This window comes from Frankia gtarii (genome assembly GCF_025403375.1).
Taxonomy (GTDB): Bacteria; Actinomycetota; Actinomycetes; order Frankiales; family Frankiaceae; genus Frankia; species Frankia gtarii.
Genome location: NZ_JAMPTM010000020.1, coordinates 1 through 22144, shown reverse-complemented (window position 1 = coordinate 22144; position 22144 = coordinate 1). Strand labels below are relative to the sequence as shown.

Below are 22144 nucleotides of genomic sequence, written 5' to 3'. Positions count from 1 at the left end.
AAGGCGACGTTTGACGATCTTGCCGGTCCGGCCGCGGCGCATACCGAACCGGGGACCTTGGTCGAGCGACGCCGCCGCCTTGGACGAGGGGAACGTCGCTTGCGCCACTTCGCCTTCCTCGACACGGAGACGATCGAGGCCCTGTTTTACCGGCCGCCGGAGGAGATCGCCGTCGACGGGGACCGCCGGCTGCTGGCCACCGCGCTCGGTGCGACGCTGTATGCACCGGGCACGCGGCCTCAGCTGGCATCCGACGTGCGCCGGCAGACCGCGGCCGGGGCGAACTCGATGGTGCTCTGCCTCGAGGATTCGATTGCCGACACGGAGGTGGCCGCAGCCGAGGCCAACGTCGTCGCGGCGCTGCGCTCGCTCGCCGACGATCCGCCGCGCTCCGGCGACGGCATGCCGCTGTTGTTCGTCCGGGTGCGCGCCGTCGGGCAGATCCCCGACCTGATCGCGCGACTCGGCGCGGCCGGTGCACGCTGCCTGGCGGGCTTCGTCCTGCCCAAGTTCGCCGAGGAGGGCGGCGAGGCGGCGCTGGAGGCGGTGCTGCGGGTGTCCGACATCATCGGCCGGCCGCTGTGGGCCATGCCGGTGCTCGAAAGCCCTCCGGTGATCAATCGGGAGACCCGCGTCGAGGCGCTCACGGCCGTGCGGCGACTGGTCGACAAGCACGCTGAGCAGGTGCTCGCGATCCGGCTCGGCGCCACCGACCTGTGCGGGCTGTTCGGGTTGCGCCGCGGCCGCGACCTGACGATCTACGACATCGCCGTGGTCCGCGACTGCATCGCCGACATCGTGAACATCTGCGCCCGCGGCGGCGACCACATCGTCACCGGCCCGGTGTGGGAGTACTTCGCCCAGCCGGAGCGGTTGTTCGTCAGCTCGCTGCGGGTGACCCCGTTCGCGCAGGCCGACCTGGCCGACGGCAGTCAGAAGGCGATCCGGATGCGCAGTGCACTGGTCTCGGCCGACCTCGACCGCCTGATTCGGGAGGTCGTCCTGGACCGGGCCAACGGGCTGATCGGCAAGACTGTGATCCATCCCAGCCACATCCCGGCCGTGCACGCGCTGCACGTCGTCAGCCAGGAGGAGTTCACCGACGCCGAGGCGATCCTCGCCGGGGACGCCGGCGGGGTCCGTGCGAGCAGCTACGCGAACAAGATGAACGAGCTGCGCCCGCACCGAGCCTGGGCCGAGGCGGTGCTGCGCCGGGCCAGGGCGTTCGGGGTCCTACGCGAGGGCGACACCTTCGTCGAGGTGCTGGCGGCGACCCGCGGTCACGGCCGAGCGGAGACCGCCCGATGACCACGTCCACGACGACGACACCGGTGCCCGCGGACCCGGGCTGGCTGTGGGCGGAGCTGGGGCTCGCCGTCGAGGTGAGCGCGGACGTGCGCGGCGGTGGCCTGGACGCGCTGGTGGGGCTGGCCCTGCGGCGCAACCCACGCCGGGCTCACCTGCTGGTCAGCCGGGTGCTCGGCAAGCACCTGCCGGTCCCGCCGGGCGCGGGCCTGGCCGCCGGAGCGGACCTCGCGGCCCAGGTCCGGGCCCTACCCGGCTTCCCCACCCGCGACGGAGCCGGCGACGGAGCCGGCGACGGAGCCGGCGACGGTGCCCGGACAGGGCCGCTCGTCATCGGTTACTGCGAGACGGCGACGGCGCTTGGCCATGCCGTCGCCGACGGGCTGGTGGGCAGCCATTACCTGCACACCACTCGGCGGGACCTGCTCGGGGTGCCGCCGGTGCTGGAGTTCACCGAGTCGCACTCGCACGCCTCCCACCACTGGCTGGTCCCACAGAATCCGGCGGTCCTGCACGGCGGCGAGCCGATCGTGCTGGTCGACGACGAACTGTCCACCGGACGGACCGCCCTCGGCACCATCCGCATCCTGCACGCTCACGTTCCCCGCTCGCGCTACGTGGTGGCGACCCTCGTCGACGCCCGCCCGGCCGCCGCGCGCACCGCGTTCGCCGACCTCGCCGCCGAACTTGGCGTCCGGATCGACGTTGTCGCCCTGATCGCGGCCACCGTCACGGTGCCGCCCGAGATCGCCGACCGGGCGGCGAGTATCCGCGCCCGCTTCTCCGCGTCCGTGCCGCCTGCCGAGAAGTCCCCGCCCGCGGAGAAGCCGCCGCCCGCCGAGAAACCCCGACCGGCTGAGGCCGGCCATCCGGTCCGGTGGCTGACCGCCGACTGGCCGGCGGACCTGCCCGAAGGCGGCCGGTACGGCTGGTCACCGGCCCACCGACGCCGGCTCGACGACGTCCTGACGCCGGTCGCCGCCGCCGTGCGCGCAGCGCTGACTCGACCGGGCGGCCGCACACTCGTTCTGGGGACGGAGGAACTGATGTACACCCCGATGCGGATCGCGGACACGCTCGCCGCCGCCGCCGGCTCCGGCGAGGTCCGTTACCAGTCGACGACCCGCTCGCCGGTCCATCCCGTCGACGTCGAGGGCTACGCCATCCGGGCGGCGCTCACCTTCCCGGCGCCGGACGACCCGAGCCGGGTCAGCCACGTCTACAACGTCCGTCCCGGCGTCTACGACGACATCGTCCTGATCGTCGACTCGGGCGCGGACGCGGCATCGCCCGCCGCGGTCGCGGACCCGGCGGGGCTCGTCGGCGAGCTGCGCCGCTGCGCCCCGGTCGCCGTGCTCACCCTGCCCGCCTACCGACCGGCCCCCCGACCCGCCGGACCGCCACCGGACGCCGCCGCCGCGCTGGACCTGCCGGAGCGGACCCTGCCGGAGCGGACCCGATGAGCGCCTCCGGTTCTGGCCCGGCGACCCCGGTGGCCGGGCAGGCGGGCGACCGCGTGCCCGCGGGGACGATTGGCTCGGGCTCGTACGACCCGGCCGACGTGACTTTCCTGCTCACCGATCTGAGCGCCGTCGACCTCGAACGGCCCACCGAGGACCGCGAGGAGGCGATGCAGGCCGGCCGGCACTACTCCGAGGATCTGCCCGTCGAGTACCAGCCCGACGCCGGTTACCTGCGTCTCTACCACCAGGCGCTGGAGCGCTCGGCCCGGCGGGTGGCGCTGGCCACGGGGCTCGTCGCCGAGCTCGTGCGGGTCTCGAAGCCCGAGCCGGTCCTGGTCTCGATCGCCCGGGCCGGGACGCCGGTCGGGATCCTGATGCGTCGCTGGTACGGCTGGCGACACGGCCTGGACACCCCCCACCACGCCATTTCCGTGATCAAGGATCGCGGGATGGACATGAACGCCGTGCGCTACCTGACCGACCGGTTCGACCGCGGGGCGATGCAGTTCGTCGACGGCTGGACCGGCAAGGGGGTGATGACGCGGGTGCTCAGCGACGCGGTCGCGGGCCTCGGGCTCGACGACACCCTCGCCGTGCTCGCCGACCCGGCGCGCTGCGTGCCGCTGTACGGCACCCGCGACGACTTCCTCATCCCGAGCGCCTGCCTGAACTCCACGGTCAGCGGGCTGGTCAGCCGGACCGTCCTCAACGCCGAGCACATCGGCCCGGCCGACTTCCACGGTGCGAAGTTCTACGGCGAGCTCGCGCCGTACGACCTGTCCCGGCACTTCATCTCCACGGTCGTCGCGCAGTTCGACGCGGTCGCGGACGAGGTCGCCGAGACCTGGCCGCGGCTGTGGGGGGCCGACCGGCGGCCGACCTGGGCCGGCTGGGCGGCGGTGGAGCGGATCGCCGCCGCCTACGACATCCCGGATGTGATCATGGTGAAGCCGGGGGTCGGCGAGACCACCCGGGTGCTGCTGCGCCGCGTGCCGTGGCGCATCCTCGTCGACCCGGACCGCGTCGACGAGCTGGGGCACGTCCTGGCGCTTGCCGCCGACCGCGGCGTCCCGGTCGAGGAGATGACCGACCTGCCGTTCTCGTGCGTCGGGCTGGTGCGTCCGGTCGGCGCGGCGCCGGTGTTCCACACGCCGAACGCGCGCTGGCGCCCGGACGTCCCGGATCTCCCGGATGTTCCGGGTGTTCAGGATGTCCCGATCGTTCCGAACATCTCGGACGCTTCGTGACGGCGGAGAGGGGCAGCCACCTGGTGGCCCTCGACCTGGACAAGACGCTGATCTTCTCCCGACGCTCGATGCTGCTGCCGGCCGGCACCGCCGAGCCCGAGCTGGTCGAGGTCGAGCGGCTCGACGGCGCCCCGCTGTCCTTCGCGACGGCTCGGGAGCTCGCGCTGCTGGCCGAGCTGCACCGCCGGGCCGTCGTCGTCCCCGTCACCACCCGCACGCTCGCCCAGTACCGCCGGGTGGATCTCGGGATCCGGCCGCGGTACGCGATCGCGGCCAACGGCGGGCACCTGCTCGTCGACGGCGTCCCCGACCCGGCATGGGCGGCCGGGATCGCGGCGCAGCTGGCCGCCGCCTGCGCGCCGCTGGCCGAGATGCTGGCGCTCGCCGAACGGTTCGCCGCCGGCGGCTGGGCCCGGACGGTCCGCGCCGCCGACGACCTGTTCGTCTACCTCGTCGCCCACGACCGGCCCGCCATCCCGGACCTGGCCGGCGTCATCGCGGCGGCCCGCGTGGGCGGCTGGTCGGTGTCGGCGCAGGGCCGCAAGGTGTATCTGGTACCGACGATGCTGACCAAGCAGCGAGCCGTCGACGAGGTGGTCCGCCGGGCCGGGACGGCGACGCTGCTGGCCGCCGGGGACTCGGTCCTGGACATCCCGATGCTGCTGGCGGCCGACGCCGCCGTCCGGCCCGCCCACGGCGAGCTGCACGAACTCGGCTGGTCGGCGCCGAACGTCGCCGTCACCGCCGGCGCGGGCGCGCTCGCGGGCGAACAGGTGCTGGCGGCGCTGCTGGACCGGGTGCGTGCGGACCGGCCCGATCAGGCTTCCGCCGCCCCGGCGTGATCCTAGGCGGCGACCGGTCTTCGTGGTACACTGGGTAGGTGTCCCACCGCGCACCGTTTCGTCCAGGAGGAACCGTGACCGATACGGGCGTGAGCGCCGTGACCGATCTGGATGCGACGCTAGAGGGCCTGTTGTCGGTAGAGAGCTTCGATCCACCGGCGGGGTTCACCCGGCGCCGCCCCGTGGACGCCGACCGGGCCGCGGCCGAGGCGGACCCGCAGGCGTTCTGGGCCGCCGCGGCCCGCGAGCTGCTGAGGTGGGACAAGCCGTTCACCCAGGTGCTCGACGACACGAACCCGCCCTTCTACACCTGGTTCGCCGACGGCGAGCTGAACCTGTCGGCCAACTGCCTGGACCGCCACGTCGAGGCCGGCCTGGGCGAGCGGGTCGCGTTCCACTGGCGCGGCGAGGAGGGCGAGCAGCGCGAGGTCACCTACGCCGACCTGCTGGCCGAGACCCAGCGGCTGGCGAACGGGCTGCTTTCGCTCGGCGTGCGCGCCGGGGACGTCGTCGGCATCTTCCTGCCGATGATTCCCGAGGTGGCCGCCGCGATGCTGGCGTGCGCCCGGATCGGCGCGGTCCACAACGTGGTCTTCGGTGGTTTCGCCCCGTCCGCGGTCCGGGAGCGGATGGAGGTCTCCGACGCCAAGGTCCTCATCACCGTCGACGGGGCGCGGCGCAAGGGCCGGCGGGCGCCGGTGAAGGCCGCCGTCGACGCCGAGTTCGGCGACCTGCCCGCGTTGAAGCACATCGTGGTGGTCCGCGGCCCGGGGGAGAACGCCGCGCCGGTACCGATGACCGCCGGGCGCGACGTCTGGTACGACGAGCTGCTCGCCGCCGCCGACCCGGTGTGCCCGGCGGTCCCGCTGCCGGCGGAGCATCCGCTGTTCATCCTGTACAGCTCCGGGTCGACGGCGAAGCCGAAGGGCATCCTGCACACCACCGCGGGCTACCTGCTCGGCGCCACCTACACCCTGCGGACGGTGTTCGACCTCGACCCGGCGACGGACGTCTACTGGTGCTCCGCCGACGTCGGCTGGATCACCGGGCATTCCTACATCGTGTACGGACCGCTGTCCAACGGCGTGACCAGCGTGATGTTCGAGGGTGCCCCGGACTATCCCGACCATGACATCTGGTGGCGGATCGTCGAGGAGTACAAGGTCACCGTCTTCTACACGGCGCCGACGGCGATCCGCACCTGTATCAAGTGGGGCGCGCAGTATCCCGCCCGCCACGACCTGTCCTCGCTGCGGGTGCTCGGCACGGTCGGCGAGCCGATCAACCCGAAGGCGTGGCTGTGGTACCACCTGGTGATCGGGGGTGGGCGCTGCCCGATCGTCGACACCTGGTGGCAGACCGAGACCGGGTCGGTGCTCATCGCGCCGCTGGCGGGGGCCACCGCGACCAAGCCGGGGTCGGCGACGAAGCCACTGCCCGGAATCAGCCCGGCGCTGCTGGGCGAGGACGGCCGGCCCGTCACGGAGGGAACGGGCATCCTGGTGATCACGCAGCCATGGCCGTCGATGCTGCGCACCCTGTACAAGGACGACGAGCGCTTCGTCGAAACGTACTTCTCCCGCTTCGGCCCGACGACCTACGTGGTCGGGGACGCGGCCCGGCTCGACGCCGACGGCTACTTCTGGATCATCGGCCGGATCGACGACGTCATCAACGTCTCCGGGCACCGCCTGTCCACCGCCGAGGTGGAGTCGGCGATCGTCGCGCACGAGGCCGTCGCCGAGGCCGCCGTCGTCGCGCAGGCCGACGAGCAGACCGGCCAGGCGATCGTCGCGTTCGTGACGCTGGCGGGGGAACGGGTCGGCGACTCCGCAGTCGAGGCCGAGCTGCGCGAGCATGTCGCCCGGCGCATCGGCAAGCTGGCCCGGCCGCGGCGGATCGTCTGGGCCGACGACCTGCCGAAGACCCGCTCCGGCAAGATCATGCGTCGGTTGCTGCGGGATGTCGCCGAAGGCCGGGAGCTCGGTGACGTCACGACTCTGCGGGATCCCGCGGTCATGTCCGCCCTTGCCGCGAAGGTGGCCGCCGCGCCCGACGAGGAGTAGTAGGACCGGCTCGTCCCGGGACCGCGACCGCGGCGGATTTCGGCTGATAGTTCGGCCGGGCGGTGAGTTGTGCGGAGAACGTAACCCGCAGGTCGAACCCGGGTGCGGCCACGTCAACGGCACTCCTCTAGGCTCACGTCTTCGTGAGAGCCCTACGACGGTTCACCGTCCGTGCGCAGCTCCCCGAGCAGCTTGCTCCACTGGGGGAACTTGTCCTGAATCTTCGCTGGTCCTGGCACCCCGAGACGCTGGACCTGTTCGAGTCGGTCGACCCCGAGCTCTGGCGGGCCACCAAGGGTGACCCGGTCCGCCTGCTCGGCGAGGTCGATCACGACCGGCTCGTCGCCCTCGCCGCGGACCGCCGCTTCGTGCGTCGGCTCACCGGCGTTGCGGACGATCTCCAGGACTACCTCTCGGCCGACCTGTGGTACCAGCGCCAGCAGCTGCCGGGTGCGCCCGCGGCGATCGCGTACTTCTCGCCGGAGTTCGGCATCACCGAGGTGCTGCCGCAGTACTCCGGCGGGCTCGGCATCCTCGCCGGCGACCACCTCAAGACCGCCAGCGACCTCGGTGTGCCGATCATCGGCGTGGGGCTGCTGTACCGGGCCGGCTACTTCGTCCAGTCGCTGTCGCGCGACGGCTGGCAGCAGGAGCGCTACCCGGGTATCGACCCGCACGGGCTGCCGCTGACCCAGCTCACCGACGCCGCCGGCACCCCGGTGAAGGTGGCCGTCGGGCTGCCCGAGGGCCGCACCCTGCACGCGCAGATCTGGAAGGCACAGGTCGGTCGGGTCCCGCTGCTGCTGCTCGACTCGGACGTCGAGGACAACCAGCCGGCCGAGCGGGGGGTGACCGACCGGCTCTACGGCGGCGGTACCGACCACCGGCTGCTGCAGGAGATGCTGCTGGGCATCGGCGGCGTCCGGGCGCTGCGGGCCTACGCGGCGGTCACCGGCACGCCGACGCCGGAGGTCTACCACACCAACGAGGGCCACGCCGGCTTCCTCGGCCTCGAGCGGATCCGCGAGCTCGTCGAGACCGGGCTCAGCTTCGACGAGGCGCTGGAGGCCGCCCGCGCCGGCACTCTGTTCACCACGCACACCCCGGTGCCCGCCGGCATCGACCGTTTCCCCCGCGACCTCGTCGCCCGCCACTTCGGCGGGGACAACTCCTGGCCCGGCGTGCCGGCGGAAAGGATCCTGGAACTCGGAGTCGAGTCCGACCCGAACGTGTTCAACATGGCGCACATGGGCCTGCGCCTCGCGCAGCGTTCCAACGGCGTCAGCAAGCTGCACGGCATCGTCAGCCGGGAGATGTTCGCGGGCCTGTGGACCGGGTTCGATTCCGCCGAGGTGCCGATCGGCTCGGTGACCAACGGCGTGCACGCCCCGACCTGGGTATCACGGGCCGTCATCGAACTGGCCGACCGCCAGCCCGGTCCCGGCCTGCTCGCCGACGACGCGGCCGGCTTCGCCAAGATCTCCACCCTGCCCGACGAGGTCATCTGGGCCACCCGCCGCCAGCTGCGGGAACGGCTCGTCGCCGAGGTTCGCCGCCGGGTGCGCGCCTCCTGGCTGGAGCGCGGCGCCGCCCCCGGCGAGCTCGACTGGGTCGAGTCCGTCTTCGACCCCGACGTGCTCACCATCGGCTTCGCCCGCCGGGTGCCGTCCTACAAGCGGCTCACGCTGATGCTGCGGGACTCCGACCGGCTGCGCCGCCTGCTGCTGCACCCGCAGCGGCCGATCCAGATGGTGATCGCCGGCAAGGCCCACCCCGCGGACGACGGCGGCAAGCAGCTCGTCCAGCAGATCGTCCAGTTCGCCGACGACCCGGCCGTGCGCGCGCGCATCGTGTTCCTGCCCGACTACGACATCGGCATGGCGCGGTTCCTGTACTCCGGTTCGGACGTCTGGCTGAACAACCCGCTGCGCCCGCTGGAGGCGTGCGGTACGTCCGGGATGAAGGCGGCGCTCAACGGCTGCCTCAACCTGTCCATCCGGGACGGCTGGTGGGACGAGATGTTCGACGGCCAGAACGGCTGGGCGATCCCCACCGCCGACGGCGTCGAGGACCCCGACCGGCGCGACGACATCGAGTCCGCCGCCCTGTACGACCTGTTGGAGAACACCGTCGCCCCGCGGTTCTACGACCGTGATGCCGGCGACGGCCCGCCGCGGCGCTGGACGGCGATGGTCAAGCACACCCTGTCCAGCCTCGGTCCGCAGGTGCTGGCCAGCCGGATGGTGCAGGAGTACGTCGAGCGGTACTACGTGCCGGCCGGCGTCTCCGCTCGGGTCGCCGCCGCCGACGGCCTGGCGGGCGCCCGGGACCTCGCCGGCTGGAAGAGCCGGGTGCGCGCGGCCTGGCCGAGGGTGCGGGTGCTCAACGTCGACTCCGCCGGGCTCGGCGACACCCCCCAGGTGGGCCAGTCGCTGGTGGTGCGGGCCACGGTCGACCTCGGCGGGCTCGCCCCCGACGACGTCGACGTCCTCGCCTCCTTCGGGCGCATCGACCAGACCGACCGGATCCTCGCCCCCGAGGTGCTGTCGTTGCAGCTCGTCGGCGAGGGCGAGGGCGAGGGCGGGCACCGCTTCGAGGGCACGATCCCCCTCGGCCGCACCGGTCCGTTCGGCTACACCGTGCGGGTGCTGCCCCGCCACCACCTCACCGCCAGCGTCGCCGAGCTGGGTCTCGTCGCCAACCCGTAGCCGCAGCGGCCACGGTGGTGGCAAGTCGCCGGTTGTAGCCGGCGGTCGATCAGGCCGGGGGATGCGCCCGTAGCAGCAGGACGCTGCGGGCGCAGACGGGCAGGACCGTGCCGGGCGGCAGCATCCGGCGGGGGTCGGCGAGGGTCGCCGGGAAACCCGCGAGGTCCTCGTCGGCGGTGTCGAGCAGCAGGTCGTAGCGCTGCGCCCACGGCGCCGCGGGCAGGGTGACGGCCGTGTCCGCGCCGTCAGGGTGGATCACGACCAGCAGGCCCGGCACGGTCTCACCGCCGCCCCCCGCTCCTGTCGCCCCCGTCGCGCTCCCCGCGGCCTCGGCGCCCGCGGCGATGTGGGCGACCAGCGTGACGACCCTCGGCGCGTTCCAGTCCGCTGAGGACATCACCTGCCCGTCGGCGCGGAACCAGGTGATGTCCGCCAGCTGTCCGGGGGTCGACTCACCGCCGTGGAAGAACACCTCACGGCGCAGCGCCGGCTCGAGGCTGCGCAGCGAGATCAGTCCGCTGACCAGGCGTAGCAGGGCCGGGTCCGGTCCGGCCGGGTCACGCCCGCCAGCCCCGGGGTCGGGGCCGGTCTGGGGCGCGGAGCCCGGCCAGGCCTGCCAGGACACCGGGTTGTCCTGGCAGTAGGCGTTGTTGTTGCCGCCCTGGGACCGACCCAGCTCGTCGCCGGCGAGCAGCATCGGCACCCCGGCCGACAGCAGCAGCGTGGCCAGCAGGCCGCGGCGCACCCGGCGGCGGGTGGCGAGGATCGTCTGATCGTCGGTGGGGCCCTCCGTGCCGTAGTTCGACGAGCGGTTGTCCGATTCCCCGTCCCGGTTGCCCTCGCCGTTGGCATCGTTGTGCTTCTGTGTGTAGGAGACCAGGTCGGCCAGCGGGAAGCCGTCGTGGGCGGTGACGAAGTTCACCGACGCCCACGGCCGCCGTCCCCCGTGCTCGAACAGGTCGGACGAACCCGTCACCCGATAGCCGAGGTCCGCGACCCCGCTGGTGCGGCCGTTCCACACGTCCCGGACAGTGTCGCGGAAGCGCCCGTTCCACTCCGCCCACGGTGCCGGGAACGACCCCACCTGGTAGCCGCCCCAGCCGACATCCCACGGCTCGGCGATCAGCTTCACCGAGGACAGCAGCGGGTCGGCGTGGATCGCCGCCAGCAGGCCGGCGGCGGGATCGAAGGCGTCGGGGTTGCGGGCGAGCGCGGTGGCGAGGTCGAAGCGGAAGCCGTCGACGCCCATCTCGCTCACCCAGTAGCGCAGGGAGTCGCAGATCAGTTTCACCACCTGCGGCGATGTCATGTTCAGGGTGTTGCCGCAGCCGGTCACGTCGCGGTAGCGCCGCGGGTCGGTGGGTTCGACCCGGTAGTAGGCCGCGTTGTCCAGGCCGCGTAGGGACAGCGTCGGGCCGCGCTCGCTGCCCTCGGCGCTGTGGTTGTAGACGACGTCGAGGATCACCTCGATGCCGGCGGCGTGCAGCGTCGCCACCATCGCCTGGAACTCGCCGATCGGATCGGCGGTCGCCGCGTAGGCGGCGTGCGGCGCGAAGAAACCCAGGGTGTTGTAACCCCAGTAATTGATCTTCGAGCGCTCGAGTAGCGCCGGCTCGGAGACCGAGGCCTGCACCGGCAGCAGCTCGAGCGCGGTGATGCCCACCCGCTGCAGGTGGTCGATCACGGCCGGATGGGCCAGCCCCGCGTAGGTGCCGCGCAGCCGCGCCGGCAGGCCCGGATGGAGGCGGGTGAAGCCACGCACATGCGCCTCGTACAGGACGGTCCGCGACCACGGGATCGCGGGCCGGTTGTCCGCCGGGTGCCGGCGCCGGCTGCGCCGCCGGGCGCCATCCCGACGGGCCGCGCCGGCGACGACGCAGCGGGGCACGAACGGGGCGGAGTCCCGGGCGTCCGGCTCGTAGCTGTAGGGATCACCGCCGCCGAATCCGTAGATCGCCGGATCCGGCCGCAGCACCCCGGTCAGCAGCCGGGCGTACGGGTCGATCAGCAGCTTCGCCGGGTTGTAACGCTGGCCGCGGCCGGGATCGTACGGGCCGTGCGCGCGCAGGCCGTAGCGTTGCCCCGGCTCGATGCCGGGCAGGTAGCCATGCCAAACTTCGCCGTCGCGTTCCGGCAGGCGGTGGCGGGTCTCCCGGTCGGCGTCGTCGAACAGGCAGAACTCCACCGCCTCCGCGCCGGGAGCGGCGACGGCGATGTTGACCCCGGCGCCGTCCCACAGCACCCCGAGCGGGCCGGGCTGGCCCGGGAGCGGACCACCGCCCGGGCGGGAAGAAACGTCGGATGTGCGATGTTTGCCGCCTGTGTCGGACACCCCGGTGAGGTTAATCGACGTCTCAGCCCCCGGTCGGCCGATCGGGCACCTCCGCTGCGCCCGGAGCTCGCCCCCGCGATCGCATGAAGATCAGCACCGGTCGGCCTATCGTGACTTCCGACCACCCACCGACCCGCACGACCCGACCCGGGCGGCCGGCGCGATCCATCCTGGTATGTCCGACGACCAGGCCGGGTCACCGTCGGCTCCGGCGCGGTCCGCGGGGCCAGCCGGGTGTTGGACGCCCGGCTTCCTCAGCACGGGCCAAAGTCGGGAGGACCGTGGATGAGCGTCGTGCGGCTCGAGGTCGACGGCGGAATCGGCACCATCCGGCTGGATCGACCGCCGATGAACGCGCTGGACTCCGGCGTCGCCGCCGAGCTGCGGGCGGCCGCCGTCGAGGCGACCCGCAACCCGGCGGTCCGATCGGTGGTCATCTACGGGGGTGAGAAGGTCTTCGCCGCCGGCGCGGACATCAAGCAGATGGCGCCGATGGGGTACGCCGAGGCGTCGGCCTGGGTCGGCGACCTCAACTCGACCTTCGAGGTGGTGGCCCGCATCCCGAAGCCGGTGGTCGCGGCGGTCACCGGCTTCGCCCTCGGCGGCGGACTGGAGCTCGCGCTCTGCGCCGACGTCCGGGTGTTCGCCGACAACGCGAAGGTCGGCCAGCCGGAGATCCTGCTCGGGGTGATCCCGGGGGCCGGCGGGACGCAGCGCCTGCCGCGGCTGATCGGCCCGGCGCGGGCCAAGGACCTCATCTTCAGCGGCCGGCAGGTGCGCGCCGAAGAGGCCGCCCAGATCGGGCTGGCCGACGTCGTCGTGCCCGCGGCAGAGGTGTACGAGCGGGCCCGGGAGATCGCCGGGCGGTACACGAACGGACCCGCGATGGCGCTGGCCGCGGCGAAGCAGGCCGTCGACGACGGTTCGGAACTGGCCCTCGCCGAGGCCCTGCGCCTGGAGGCCGCCCTGTTCGCGGGCCTGTTCGCCACCGAGGACCGCCGGATCGGGATGGAGTCCTTCATCGCCCACGGCCCCGGCAAGGCCGACTTCACCGGCCGCTGACCCCTACCTCATGGCGAGGTCGGCGATGACGGGGAAGTGATCGCTGCCGAAGTCGTGGCCGACCTGGAAGCCGGTGACCGCGAAGGCGGGCGAGGCCAGCACGTGGTCGATGCGCAGCACCGGCGGCAGCAGCACCGAGCGGGCGCTCCACGTCGGTTCCCACCCGCCGCCGACGACGTCGTGCGCGTCGCGGACCCCGGCGCTGTCGAGTCGGCGCAACGGCCGGTGGTCGCGGGTGGCGTTGAAGTCGCCGGCCATGACCACCGGCAGGGTGGCGTGCTGGGCCTCGTGGCGCAGCGCGGTGAGCTGAGTGCGCCACCGGTTGGTGTACGTGCCGGACGTCGGCGAGATGGTATGCACCGCGTACATCACGAAACGGCGGTTCTCGTCGACCTCGATGGTGGCCCGCAGCGACATCGACCCGCCGACCCTGGGGGTGGCGGCGTCGCGCAGCGGGAATCGGGAGTAGATCGCCGCGCCGAACGCGCCGGCGTCCGGGTGCACCTCCCGGTACGGGAAGCCGCTCAGTGCCCCGGAGGCGTTCACCTGGGACAGCGTCAGCGGCGAGAGTTCGACGAGGACGAGCACGTCGGGGTTGGCCGAGCGGATCTGGGCTCCGAGCCGGTCGGCATGGGCGTTGCGGTAGAGCAGGTTCGCCGACATGATCCGCAGCCTGGCCGATCCCTGGGGCGCGTCCTCGGCGCCACCCGGGAGCACCTCGGGGACCGCCCAGAACAGATGGACGGCGACCAGCACGACCGACAGGATCAGCAGCAGGTTGCGGCGCAGGGCGAAGGCCACGGCCAGCGTCGCGTAGGCCGGCAGGTAGAGCAGTGGGGTCACGGCGTTGATCGCCGAGTAGGGCCAGTCCAGACCGTCGTCGAGGTGGACGAGCCGGCCGAGGGCGAGCAGGGCGAGGCCGGCCGCGACCACCCAGGCGATCACCGCGATGACGGTGGAGATCGCGATGGTGGGCCGGGCCCTGGGCTCGGGGGCGGCGACCGGGATGTCGCCCGGTCCGGTGGCGGTCTTGCCGTCCGGCGCCGTGCGTCCGGACTCCTGCGCGGCTGTCACCATCCCAGAGTGCCCGGCTCGCCGGGACACCCGAGCGGTGGGTGGCCCTCATGACCTGGCGGGGACCCCCGCCGGCGGCCCGCCGAGAGCGCCGGGCCGCCGCGGCTCGGCGGGGGCGCGGCTACGCGGCGGTGGGCTGCAGCAGCGGCCGGACCCGCTCGCGCCATTCCCGAACCGCGACGGTCGGGTGCTCGCCGAGGGCCCCGTCAAGCTCGGCCAGTTTCTTCACGATCCGTTGCGAGGAGACCTGCCCGGCGACGGAGACCGCCTCGTGGGCCGCCTCCAGGGCGCCCTCCAGCTCCGGTGCCGGCCGGAGCAGCCGGGACAGTGCCAGGTCGGCCTCGGCGTAGCTGCGGGTGCGGGCGCGGGCCGCCCCCTGCAGCTCACGCGCCTGCACCAGCCTGTTCTCCGCCTCCCGCGCCCGGCCCAGCAGCAGCAGGCAGTGACCGCGGCACTCGGCGGCGTCGCCGGCGTTGTAGTGGCCGGCCCAGGGCGGTCCGTCGCCGTCGTCGCGGGCGATGGCCGCGTCCATCTGGTCCAGGACGCGCCGGCATCCGGCCTCGTCGCCGTTGCGCGCCAACGCCCAGGCGTTCTTGTCGTACAGCATGGCCTGCACCGCGCTGGTGGAGTGCTTCACCGAGCGGCGCAGCGCGGCCCGCGCCAGCGCCAGGCTCTGGCGCTGATGGCCGAGCTGAGCGGCCTGGTCGCTCATGCCGGTCAGCACCCGTCCGGCGAGCATGGCGTCGCCTGCGTGCTCGGCGAGGCTGAGGGCCTGGATGTAGTAGCGCTGGGCGAGTGCCTCACGATTGCTGTCCTGGGCGAGCCAACCGCAGAACTGGGTCAGCTCCGCCAGGGCGCTGAACAGGTCCGGGTTCGGGTGGTTGTCGCGGGCGGCCCTGGTCTGGTCGTGCAGGAAGCCGACCGCCTGGGGGCGGATCTCGCTGCTGCCGAACTTGGCGTCCAGTTTGCGGAAGGTGGCGGTCACGTCGCGGATCAGCGCACCGCCGCCCGCGACCGGCGTCGCCACCCCGACGATCCGGTCGACGACGCCGGTGAGGCTGGAGAGCACCGGATCTGCGAAGGCGGACGCGATGAAGGCAGATCCGTCCTGCAGAAGGTCACGTCGCCGCATGTCTCGTCCCGATAGTCCGGCAAGGGTGCGCAGGGTCTCGACGGGCGCGTTCGCTCCGCACAACCCCAGGTCGTCGTTGCGGTAGGACTCCCCGCGCCAGCCGAGGTCGGCCGGCAGGACGGGGTAGCCCAGGGCGGCTGACATCTCGGCGGCCGCCAGCTCGGCGACCATCGGGTCGCGCGGGCGCATCCCCCGGCGCCAGTGACCGACAGTCGTCCTGGCGAGGCCCAGCTCGATCTGGCGCTGCTGGCGGGCACGGGCGTTCACCTGGTGGGCGAACCTGGTGTCTGATACCCCGGCTTCGCGCAGCAGACGCGCGAAGGGGTTGGCGAGTGCGGAATTGTCGGACGGCGTATTCGACATCTGTCCCCCGTCGAAGTTAGGTCGACCTAAGCTGCGGTGGCTCGGCCGTGCGCACCGCCTGGGGCAGAAAGTAGTGGACCGGTCACTGTCAAGGGAAGAGGGTGTGCACAACCCGGCGCAATTGCACGCCTGTCCGGGACTGATGCCTCTGGTCCTTGGTTGGCGGGAGGGGATGGCTCCGGGGCAAGGCCACGGAGTACGGATGGCCAGTCATCTGCACATCCACCTGCATGGAACTTATGCGCGTGCATATCGGACTCGTCGGACAAATGCTCCGGAAAGTGATGTCCATCGAGGGGGGCCTTGTCCCACTCTGTGGTGAACTGGCCGGGCGTGATGCGCCCACCGCGGGGTATGGCTGCAGCGGGGCGCACGGACTAGTCTCGGTGACGGCGCGTAGTCGCTACCCGTCCTGATCCGGCTGTCCAGGTCAGGGGCACAGTGCGGTCCGCGTCACGCCGCCGATCATCGGGCGTGTGAGCGCCCCAGATGCGACGATGTCAAGAGCACTGACATCGGATGTTGGCTACGGAGGCCCCAAGGCGTGAACATCGTCGTTACCGTCAAGCAGGTTCCCGATACCTGGGCGGAGAAGAAGCTCGACGCCGCGGACAAGACCGTCGACCGCAAGAGCGTCGACAACGTCATGAACGAGATGGACGAGTACGGGGTCGAAGAGGCCCTGAAGATCAAGGAAGCGCACGGGGGTGAGGTCACCGTCGTGACGATGGGGCCCGCCAAGGCGGTCGAGACAATCCGCAAGGCCCTGTCGATGGGCGCGGACAAGGCCGTTCACCTCACGGACGACTCGCTGCACGGGTCGGACGCGCTGGCGACCTCCGCGGCGCTCGCGAAGGTGATCTCGACGCTGTCTCCGGACATCGTCATCACCTCTTCAGAGGCGTCGGACGCCCGTGGCGGCGTCATCGGTGCGCTGCTGGCGGAGCGCCTCGGGCTGCCCCAGCTCACCCAGGCCCGCAAGGTCACGGTGGACCCGGGCGCGAGCAAGGTGACGATCGAGCGGCTGGCCGACAACGGCTACGCCCTCGTCGAGGCGAGCCTGCCGGTCGTGGTCGGCGTCGTCGAAAAGATCAACCAGCCGCGTTATCCCTCGTTCAAGGGCATCATGGCGGCCAAGAAGAAGCCGCTGACGACGCTGTCCGCCGCCGACGCCGGGCTCGACGGCGCCGCGGTCGGCCTCGCGGGCGCCGCTTCGGCGGTCGTCACGTCCGAGCCCGCCCCGCCGCGTTCGAGCGGGACGATCGTCAAGGACGAGGGCGACGGCGGAACGAAGGTCGCGGAGTTCCTCGCCGCGCAGAAGCTCATCTGAGGGGTTTGTTCGATGGCTGAAGTTCTCGTACTCGTCGAGCACGCCGACGGTGAACCCAAGAAGGTCACCGCCGAGCTGCTGACGCTCGCCCGCACGCTCGGCGAGCCGTCCGCGGTGTTCCTCGGTGCCCCGGGCACCTACGCGAAGGCCAAGGAGTACCTCGCCCAGTACGGCGCCGCCAAGGTGTATGTGGCGGAGTCGGACGACATCGCGAGCTACATCGGCGGACCGGTGGCGGAGGTGCTGGCCAAGCTGGTTGCCGAGGCGTCGCCCGTGGCGGTGCTGGTCGCGGCCACCGCGGACTCCCGTGAGGTCGCGGCCCGGGTCGCCGCCAAGACCGAGTCCGGTCTGATCTGGGACGCCACCGCGTTGTCCGCGGACCTGGTCGCCACCCAGGGGATCTTCGGCGGTTCGACGATCGTCACCTCGAAGGTCACCAAGGGCGTGCCGGTGGTCGTCGTCCGGCCGAACTCCACGGCTCCCGAGGCCGCGCCGTCGACGCCGGCCGAGCAGACCGTGGACGTCGCGATCTCCGACGCCGCCAAGGGTGCGAAGATCGTCGATCGGGTGGTCGAGGCCAAGTCCGGCCGGCCGGACCTGACCGAGGCTCAGGTCGTCGTCTCCGGTGGTCGTGGTCTCGGTGCCGCGGAGCACTTCACGCTGGTGGAGAAGCTGGCCGACACCCTCGGCGCGGCCGTCGGCGCCTCGCGTGCCGCGACCGACGCCGGTTGGTACCCGCACCAGAACCAGGTCGGCCAGACCGGCAAGACGGTGTCGCCGCAGCTCTACATCGCGGTCGGCATCTCCGGTGCCATCCAGCACCGGGCCGGGATGCAGACGTCCAAGACGATCGTCGCCGTCAACAAGGACCCCGAGGCGCCGATCTTCGAGTTCGCGGACTACGGGCTGGTCGGCGACCTTTTCAACGTCGTCCCGCAGCTCACCGAGGCGATCGAGAAGCGCAAGGCTGGCTGATCGGTTTCCCGGACCGGCACGGCCGGGCCTCCACCCGTCCTCGACGAGGCTGGAGCCCGGCCGTTGTTGTTTCCTCTTCCTCCTTCCTCCCCCTGAGCCCTACGGTGAGGCCGGGCCACGGTCGCGGCAGGCGTCCACCCGCCGAGTGGAGGGATCGCGCCGAGTGGAGGGTTCGGACCGAGTGGCCAGATCGGGCCTCGCAACCGGGGACCTCGGTGCCGGGCCCGCGCTGGCTGTGGACATCGGCGGCACCAAGATCGCAGCGGCAGTCGTCGACGCGGACGGCACCATCCGCGCGACCGCCCGTCGCCCCGTGCCTGCTCACCGTCCGTCCGAGGTCTCACCGGGCGGGCGCGAGCCGGGTGAAGACGGGGTCGCCGAGGAGGTCTTCGGCGCGCTACGGGACTGCGTCGGGGAAGCGCTCGCATCCGCCGGGATCGCGGCGGATGCGATCGGCGGGGTCGGCTGCGGGTGCGCAGGCCCCATGCAATGGCCGGCGGGCGTGGTGTCACCGCTGAACATCCCGTCCTGGCGGGCGTTCCCGCTGCGCGCCCGGCTGCGGGAGCTGTTCCCCGAGCGGCCCGTACTGGTCCACAACGACGGCGTCGCACTCGCCGCCGGTGAGCACTGGGCCGGAGCGGGGCGCGGCGTGCGCAACCTGCTCGCGGTGACCGTCTCGACCGGCGTCGGCGGCGGGCTTGTGCTGGGCGACCGGCTTTTCCACGGCACCTCCGGCAACGCCGGGCACATCGGCCACCTCGTCGTGGACGTGGACGGACCGGACTGCCCGTGCGGCGGGCGCGGCTGCGTCGAGGCCCTGGCCTCCGGTCCGCGGACGGTGCACCGGGCGCGGGCGGCCGGTTGGGCTCCCGCCGCAGGTCAGCCGGCTGACGGCCACACCCTCGCCGCCGCGGCCGCGGCCGGTGACGAGATCGCCTGCCGGGAGCTCGCCCGGGCCGGAACCGCCGTCGGCGCGGGCCTCGCCGCCAGCGCCAGCCTGCTGGATCTGGAGGTGGCTGTGGTGGCCGGCGGATTCGCGCAGTCCGGCCCGATCTTCTGGGATGCCCTGCTCGCCGGCTTCGGGCGCCATGCCGGCTTGGCCTTCGTCCAACGGCTGCGCATCGAGCGCAGCGACGATCCGGGCCGGATCGCGCTGCGGGGCGCCGCCGCCTTCGTGCTGGCGCCGCACCGCTACGGCTGGCCCGACTGACCCACCGCCCACACCTCGGCGCGGTGCGGGTCGTCGATCCTTCCCCTCCGGGGTCCTTCCCCCTGGGGTCCGTCCCCCTGGGATCCGTCAGCCGGTGAAGCCTCCGTCCGCGGCCAGCACGGAACCGGTCATCCCGCCTGCCGCGGGTGAGCAGAGGAAGGCGACCGCAGCGGCGACCTCCTCGGGTCGCAGCAGGCGGCGCAGGTAGGCATGGTCGGCGAACTCCCCGGGGTCGGGCAGGTCGTAGATCCTGGCCGACTCGGCCAACATCGTGGTGTCCATCGAACCGGGGCAGACGACGTTCGCCGTCACCGCCGTCCCGGCGAGGTCCGCGGCGAGGCTGCGCACGAGCCCGACGACGCCGTGCTTGCTGGCGGAGTAGGCGGCCAGGCGGGCCAGCGGTCGGGTCCCCGCCGCGGAGGAGACCGCGACGAACCTGCCGGCGGGGGCCTCGAGCAGCGCCGGAACCGTCGCCCGGATGACGTGGAACACACCCGTGAGGTTCACGCCGAGCAGCGTCTGCCAGGAGTCGTCGTCGGTCTGCCAGATCGGGGGTCCGCCGGCGATGATGCCGGCGACGGCGACAGCTGCGTCGAGCTGGCCGTAGCGCTCGACGGCGACGGCGACGGCCGCGTCGACGTCGGCCTGCCGGCGGACGTCCGCGCGGACCGCGACCGCGTCGCGGCAGCGGGCGGCGACCGCGTCGAGATCTCGTCCGGTCGCGTACGGGTAGCCCGCCGTCGGCGGCTCCGGCGCCGCCAGATCGGCGAGGACGAGTCGGTAACCGGCGGCGTTGAGGGCGTCGGCGACCGCGGCACCGAGGCCGCGGGCCGCCCCGGTGATCAGGGCGACGGGTGCCGACGACGAGGTCGCGCCGCCATTGCCGCGGGTCATGCGGGTCATGCGGGTCGGCCCGCGGACCGCGCCGCGGGGGGTGTGATGCCCTGGCGCCGCGCCCAGCTCAGCAGTCGCTCGACGGCGTCGTCGACGTAGGCATCGAGCAGTCGGGCGCCCTCAGCCGCCGATGCGCCCGCCGGATCTCCCAGTACTCCGGTGGGGCTGAGCGCGGCGACGCCTTGGGCGACGAGCTCGTCGAGCGACGGACTGGGGCCGGCCACCGCCAGGTCCAGCCGCACCAGGTCCGGCGCCAGGTGCAGCAGCAGCGAGGTCTCCGTGCGACCTGCGTGCAGGTCGCGGTCCGCCGTGGGGATGCCCGCGATCCGGGCCAGGGCCGTGGTCGGGGCCCATAGATGCACCGGGCGACCCTCGCTGGCCAGGATCCGTCGCGCCGACATCAGGGCGGCGACGTTCCCGCCGTGTCCGTTGACCACCATGACGGCGCGGGCTGTGTCATCGACCGAGCGGACGAGCTCGACGATCACCCGCTCGAGCACCTGTGTGCCCAGGGAGACCGTGCCGGGGAACCCGGCGTGCTCCCCGCTGGCCCCATACGGCATGGCCGGCCCGAGGAGCACGGGGTCCAGCCGGTCGGCGAGACCGCGGGCGACGGCGGACGCGACCCGGGTGTCGGTGTCGAGCGGGAGGTGCGGTCCATGCTGCTCGGTGCTGCCCAGGGGCAGCACCAGTAGAGGGCGATCGTTCATGAGCTCCCGCCAGGTGGCCCGGCCGAGCATCGACACCGTGTTCCTCCTCTGCCAGACCCGCAGCCGTCCCGCCCTGCGAGTCCTGCGTCCTGCGAGTCCTGCGAGTCCTGCGCCTTGCCTCCGGACACGGCGCGGCGCATCCGCGGCCATCCGGCTGACGCCTTGTCCTGCCAGGCGCCCGGCGTGGGGCGTCCCTCGCCGGCCGGAACGCCGGTGGCATCCGATCGGGACGCGGAGGGGAGCCCTGCACCCGCGACCCGGCCCCGGCTGGCGAAGCACCGCCATCGCCTGGTCAGAGCCTGCTTGGGCGGTCCCGTGTCCTCGATCCGAGGCCGGAGAGTCGGACACCTGGCCGGAGATCCGCCTCCTGGGTCGGAGATCCGCCCCCTGGCCCGACTCGGCCAGGTCTGGCTGCCGACGAGATCCGGGCGATCGAGACATGGCACTCGCATCGGATTCCATCCCAGCATGCGGGGTCACCCACGGTCGACCGGTGTGTTGGGGCTCGGCATCGGGATGCGACTGGAACGCTGTCTCGGCGCGTCTCGTGGCACCCCGATGCGCCGGCCGGCTCCAGGGTGTCCCGACCGGGCTGGGGGACCCGTCTCCGCCGAGCGGCCCGATCCCGCCCGTGGCCGGAGTACCGATCGACGTCGATGTGCGCGACGAGGTTTGGGCTGTGGCGATGCGGGAACCATCTAGCTCAGGACCAGCCGACGGCGAGAGCCGGCAGGCTGGGAACCTGGTCGGGGCGTGATGCGTTGACCAGGACAGACGGCATCAGACCGGCGGTCGGCGTCAGTAGACGCGGCTCCGCAGGCCAGGAACCGTCCCGGCCCCTGGGGCAGGGACGAGGGCTAGCGCACCGTTAATCGGCGGTGCCAGAAAGTTATGCCCCTGGGTTCGCCTACGGTGGCTCTCCTCGTGTATAGTTCTCCTTCGTCGCCCAATGAGCTCTGCAAAGAGCTTGATGTCGCGCAGGACCAAATCTCCTCCGAGGGGGCACAGACCCCCCGAGGAAACGGGCCGCGGACGGTGCGATAAGGTGTGAAAGTGGCAATCGCCGGCAGCTCGGTGGAAATCATCGAAAGCCGGAGCGATTTGACACAAACCAGCCAAAGCTCGTAACATAGAAACATCGCTCGGGCCAATCACCGCAAGGCGGATTGTCTAGAGTGCGCCACAAAATGCACTACCTGTTCGAAGAGGGTCATTTCGCTCAAAACGAAGCGATTTGACACCGAACGAAGAGGCCGGTAAGTTAAAGAAGCACCAGAGCGAAGCCCGAAAGGGCAAAAAGCTGGTAGCGCCTGCTCCTTGAGAACTCAACAGCGTGCCGATTGTCAGTGCCAATTGTTTTACCTCGTTCATGGCCTGGCTGGTTGTTCTTCTTAACCCTGGTTTTTCGGGGTGTGGGGGATGGCTGGTGAT

16 protein-coding genes are annotated in these 22144 nt (G+C 72.3%); 10 read left to right on the top strand and 6 right to left on the bottom strand.

Annotated elements, in window-relative coordinates; all coding sequences use genetic code 11:
• The first annotated feature begins 99 nt into the window (after positions 1-99).
• From NBZ83_RS05710 to glgP, 6 genes are all read left to right on the top strand, one after another.
• Positions 100-1308: an HpcH/HpaI aldolase/citrate lyase family protein gene (locus NBZ83_RS05710; protein ID WP_261568437.1), complete on the top strand. Its 1209-nt coding sequence runs from the start codon at positions 100-102 to the stop codon at positions 1306-1308.
• Positions 1305-2768, top strand: a complete 1464-nt coding sequence (locus NBZ83_RS05705) for a phosphoribosyltransferase family protein (protein ID WP_261574475.1) — start codon at positions 1305-1307, stop codon at positions 2766-2768. The genes NBZ83_RS05710 and NBZ83_RS05705 overlap by 4 nt, the downstream gene beginning before the upstream one ends.
• On the top strand, positions 2765-4015 hold the full coding sequence (locus NBZ83_RS05700) for a cysteine protease StiP family protein (protein ID WP_261574474.1): 1251 nt from the start codon (positions 2765-2767) through the stop codon (positions 4013-4015). The genes NBZ83_RS05705 and NBZ83_RS05700 overlap by 4 nt, the downstream gene beginning before the upstream one ends.
• Positions 4012-4857 (top strand): HAD family hydrolase, encoded by an 846-nt coding sequence (locus NBZ83_RS05695; RefSeq protein WP_261568434.1) that lies wholly within the window; start codon positions 4012-4014, stop codon positions 4855-4857. The genes NBZ83_RS05700 and NBZ83_RS05695 overlap by 4 nt, the downstream gene beginning before the upstream one ends.
• A gap of 74 nt (positions 4858-4931) precedes the next feature.
• Positions 4932-6923 carry an acetate--CoA ligase gene (gene acs / locus NBZ83_RS05690; protein WP_261574473.1) on the top strand — a complete coding sequence of 664 codons (1992 nt, stop codon included), beginning with the start codon at positions 4932-4934 and terminating at the stop codon, positions 6921-6923.
• Between the two features lie 143 nt (positions 6924-7066).
• Positions 7067-9631 carry an alpha-glucan family phosphorylase gene (glgP, locus tag NBZ83_RS05685; RefSeq protein ID WP_261569948.1) on the top strand — a complete coding sequence of 855 codons (2565 nt, stop codon included), beginning with the start codon at positions 7067-7069 and terminating at the stop codon, positions 9629-9631.
• A 49-nt stretch (positions 9632-9680) separates the two neighbouring features.
• On the opposite strand, the gene glgX is transcribed toward glgP, so the two are convergent.
• Positions 9681-11963, bottom strand: a complete 2283-nt coding sequence (gene glgX / locus NBZ83_RS05680) for a glycogen debranching protein GlgX (RefSeq protein WP_261574472.1) — start codon at positions 11961-11963, stop codon at positions 9681-9683.
• A 285-nt stretch (positions 11964-12248) separates the two neighbouring features.
• On the opposite strand from glgX, the gene NBZ83_RS05675 reads away from it, so the two are divergent.
• Complete coding sequence (locus NBZ83_RS05675; RefSeq protein ID WP_261569946.1) at positions 12249-13025, top strand: enoyl-CoA hydratase/isomerase family protein; 777 nt, start codon at positions 12249-12251, stop codon at positions 13023-13025.
• A 3-nt stretch (positions 13026-13028) separates the two neighbouring features.
• Here the strand turns inward: NBZ83_RS05675 and NBZ83_RS05670 are convergent, their stop codons facing one another.
• Entirely contained in the window at positions 13029-14102 is a 1074-nt protein-coding gene (locus tag NBZ83_RS05670; RefSeq protein ID WP_261569945.1) for an endonuclease/exonuclease/phosphatase family protein, read from the bottom strand.
• Positions 14103-14220: 118 nt separating this feature from the next.
• Positions 14221-15594 (bottom strand): NsdA family TPR-like regulatory protein, encoded by a 1374-nt coding sequence (locus NBZ83_RS05665; protein WP_261569944.1) that lies wholly within the window; start codon positions 15592-15594, stop codon positions 14221-14223.
• A 544-nt stretch (positions 15595-16138) separates the two neighbouring features.
• Here NBZ83_RS05665 and NBZ83_RS05660 point away from each other — a divergent pair.
• The 3 genes from NBZ83_RS05660 (at position 16139) to NBZ83_RS05650 (ending at position 19109) form a co-directional block, all read left to right on the top strand.
• The gene (locus NBZ83_RS05660; protein ID WP_261569943.1) at positions 16139-16924 is read left to right on the top strand and encodes an electron transfer flavoprotein subunit beta/FixA family protein; all 786 of its coding nucleotides are present in this window, start codon (positions 16139-16141) and stop codon (positions 16922-16924) included.
• Between the two features lie 12 nt (positions 16925-16936).
• Positions 16937-17899 carry an electron transfer flavoprotein subunit alpha/FixB family protein gene (locus tag NBZ83_RS05655; RefSeq protein WP_261569942.1) on the top strand — a complete coding sequence of 321 codons (963 nt, stop codon included), beginning with the start codon at positions 16937-16939 and terminating at the stop codon, positions 17897-17899.
• Positions 17900-18080: 181 nt separating this feature from the next.
• Positions 18081-19109: an ROK family protein gene (locus NBZ83_RS05650; protein ID WP_261569941.1), complete on the top strand. Its 1029-nt coding sequence runs from the start codon at positions 18081-18083 to the stop codon at positions 19107-19109.
• 87 nt (positions 19110-19196) lie between these two features.
• Here the strand turns inward: NBZ83_RS05650 and NBZ83_RS05645 are convergent, their stop codons facing one another.
• From NBZ83_RS05645 to NBZ83_RS05635, 3 genes are all read right to left on the bottom strand, one after another.
• Entirely contained in the window at positions 19197-20003 is an 807-nt protein-coding gene (locus NBZ83_RS05645) for a mycofactocin-coupled SDR family oxidoreductase (protein ID WP_261569940.1), read from the bottom strand.
• A 5-nt stretch (positions 20004-20008) separates the two neighbouring features.
• Complete coding sequence (gene mftE / locus NBZ83_RS05640) at positions 20009-20743, bottom strand: mycofactocin biosynthesis peptidyl-dipeptidase MftE (RefSeq protein ID WP_261569950.1); 735 nt, start codon at positions 20741-20743, stop codon at positions 20009-20011.
• Between the two features lie 1140 nt (positions 20744-21883).
• Positions 21884-22144 (bottom strand): hypothetical protein (locus tag NBZ83_RS05635; protein ID WP_261569939.1); only part of this gene is annotated, 261 nt, incomplete at its 5' end.

Excerpts from the sequence above, each read along its gene's own strand:
- NBZ83_RS05705 (WP_261574475.1), top strand. The coding sequence starts at position 1,305 with ATGACCACGTCCACGACGACGACACCGGTGCCCGCGGACCCGGGCTGG.
- NBZ83_RS05700 (WP_261574474.1), top strand. The coding sequence starts at position 2,765 with ATGAGCGCCTCCGGTTCTGGCCCGGCGACCCCGGTGGCCGGGCAGGCG.
- NBZ83_RS05675 (WP_261569946.1), top strand. The coding sequence starts at position 12,249 with ATGAGCGTCGTGCGGCTCGAGGTCGACGGCGGAATCGGCACCATCCGG.
- NBZ83_RS05670 (WP_261569945.1), bottom strand. The coding sequence starts at position 14,102 with ATGGTGACAGCCGCGCAGGAGTCCGGACGCACGGCGCCGGACGGCAAG.
- NBZ83_RS05665 (WP_261569944.1), bottom strand. The coding sequence starts at position 15,594 with ATGTCGAATACGCCGTCCGACAATTCCGCACTCGCCAACCCCTTCGCG.
- NBZ83_RS05655 (WP_261569942.1), top strand. The coding sequence starts at position 16,937 with ATGGCTGAAGTTCTCGTACTCGTCGAGCACGCCGACGGTGAACCCAAG.
- NBZ83_RS05645 (WP_261569940.1), bottom strand. The coding sequence starts at position 20,003 with ATGACCCGCGGCAATGGCGGCGCGACCTCGTCGTCGGCACCCGTCGCC.
- mftE (WP_261569950.1), bottom strand. The coding sequence starts at position 20,743 with ATGCTCGGCCGGGCCACCTGGCGGGAGCTCATGAACGATCGCCCTCTA.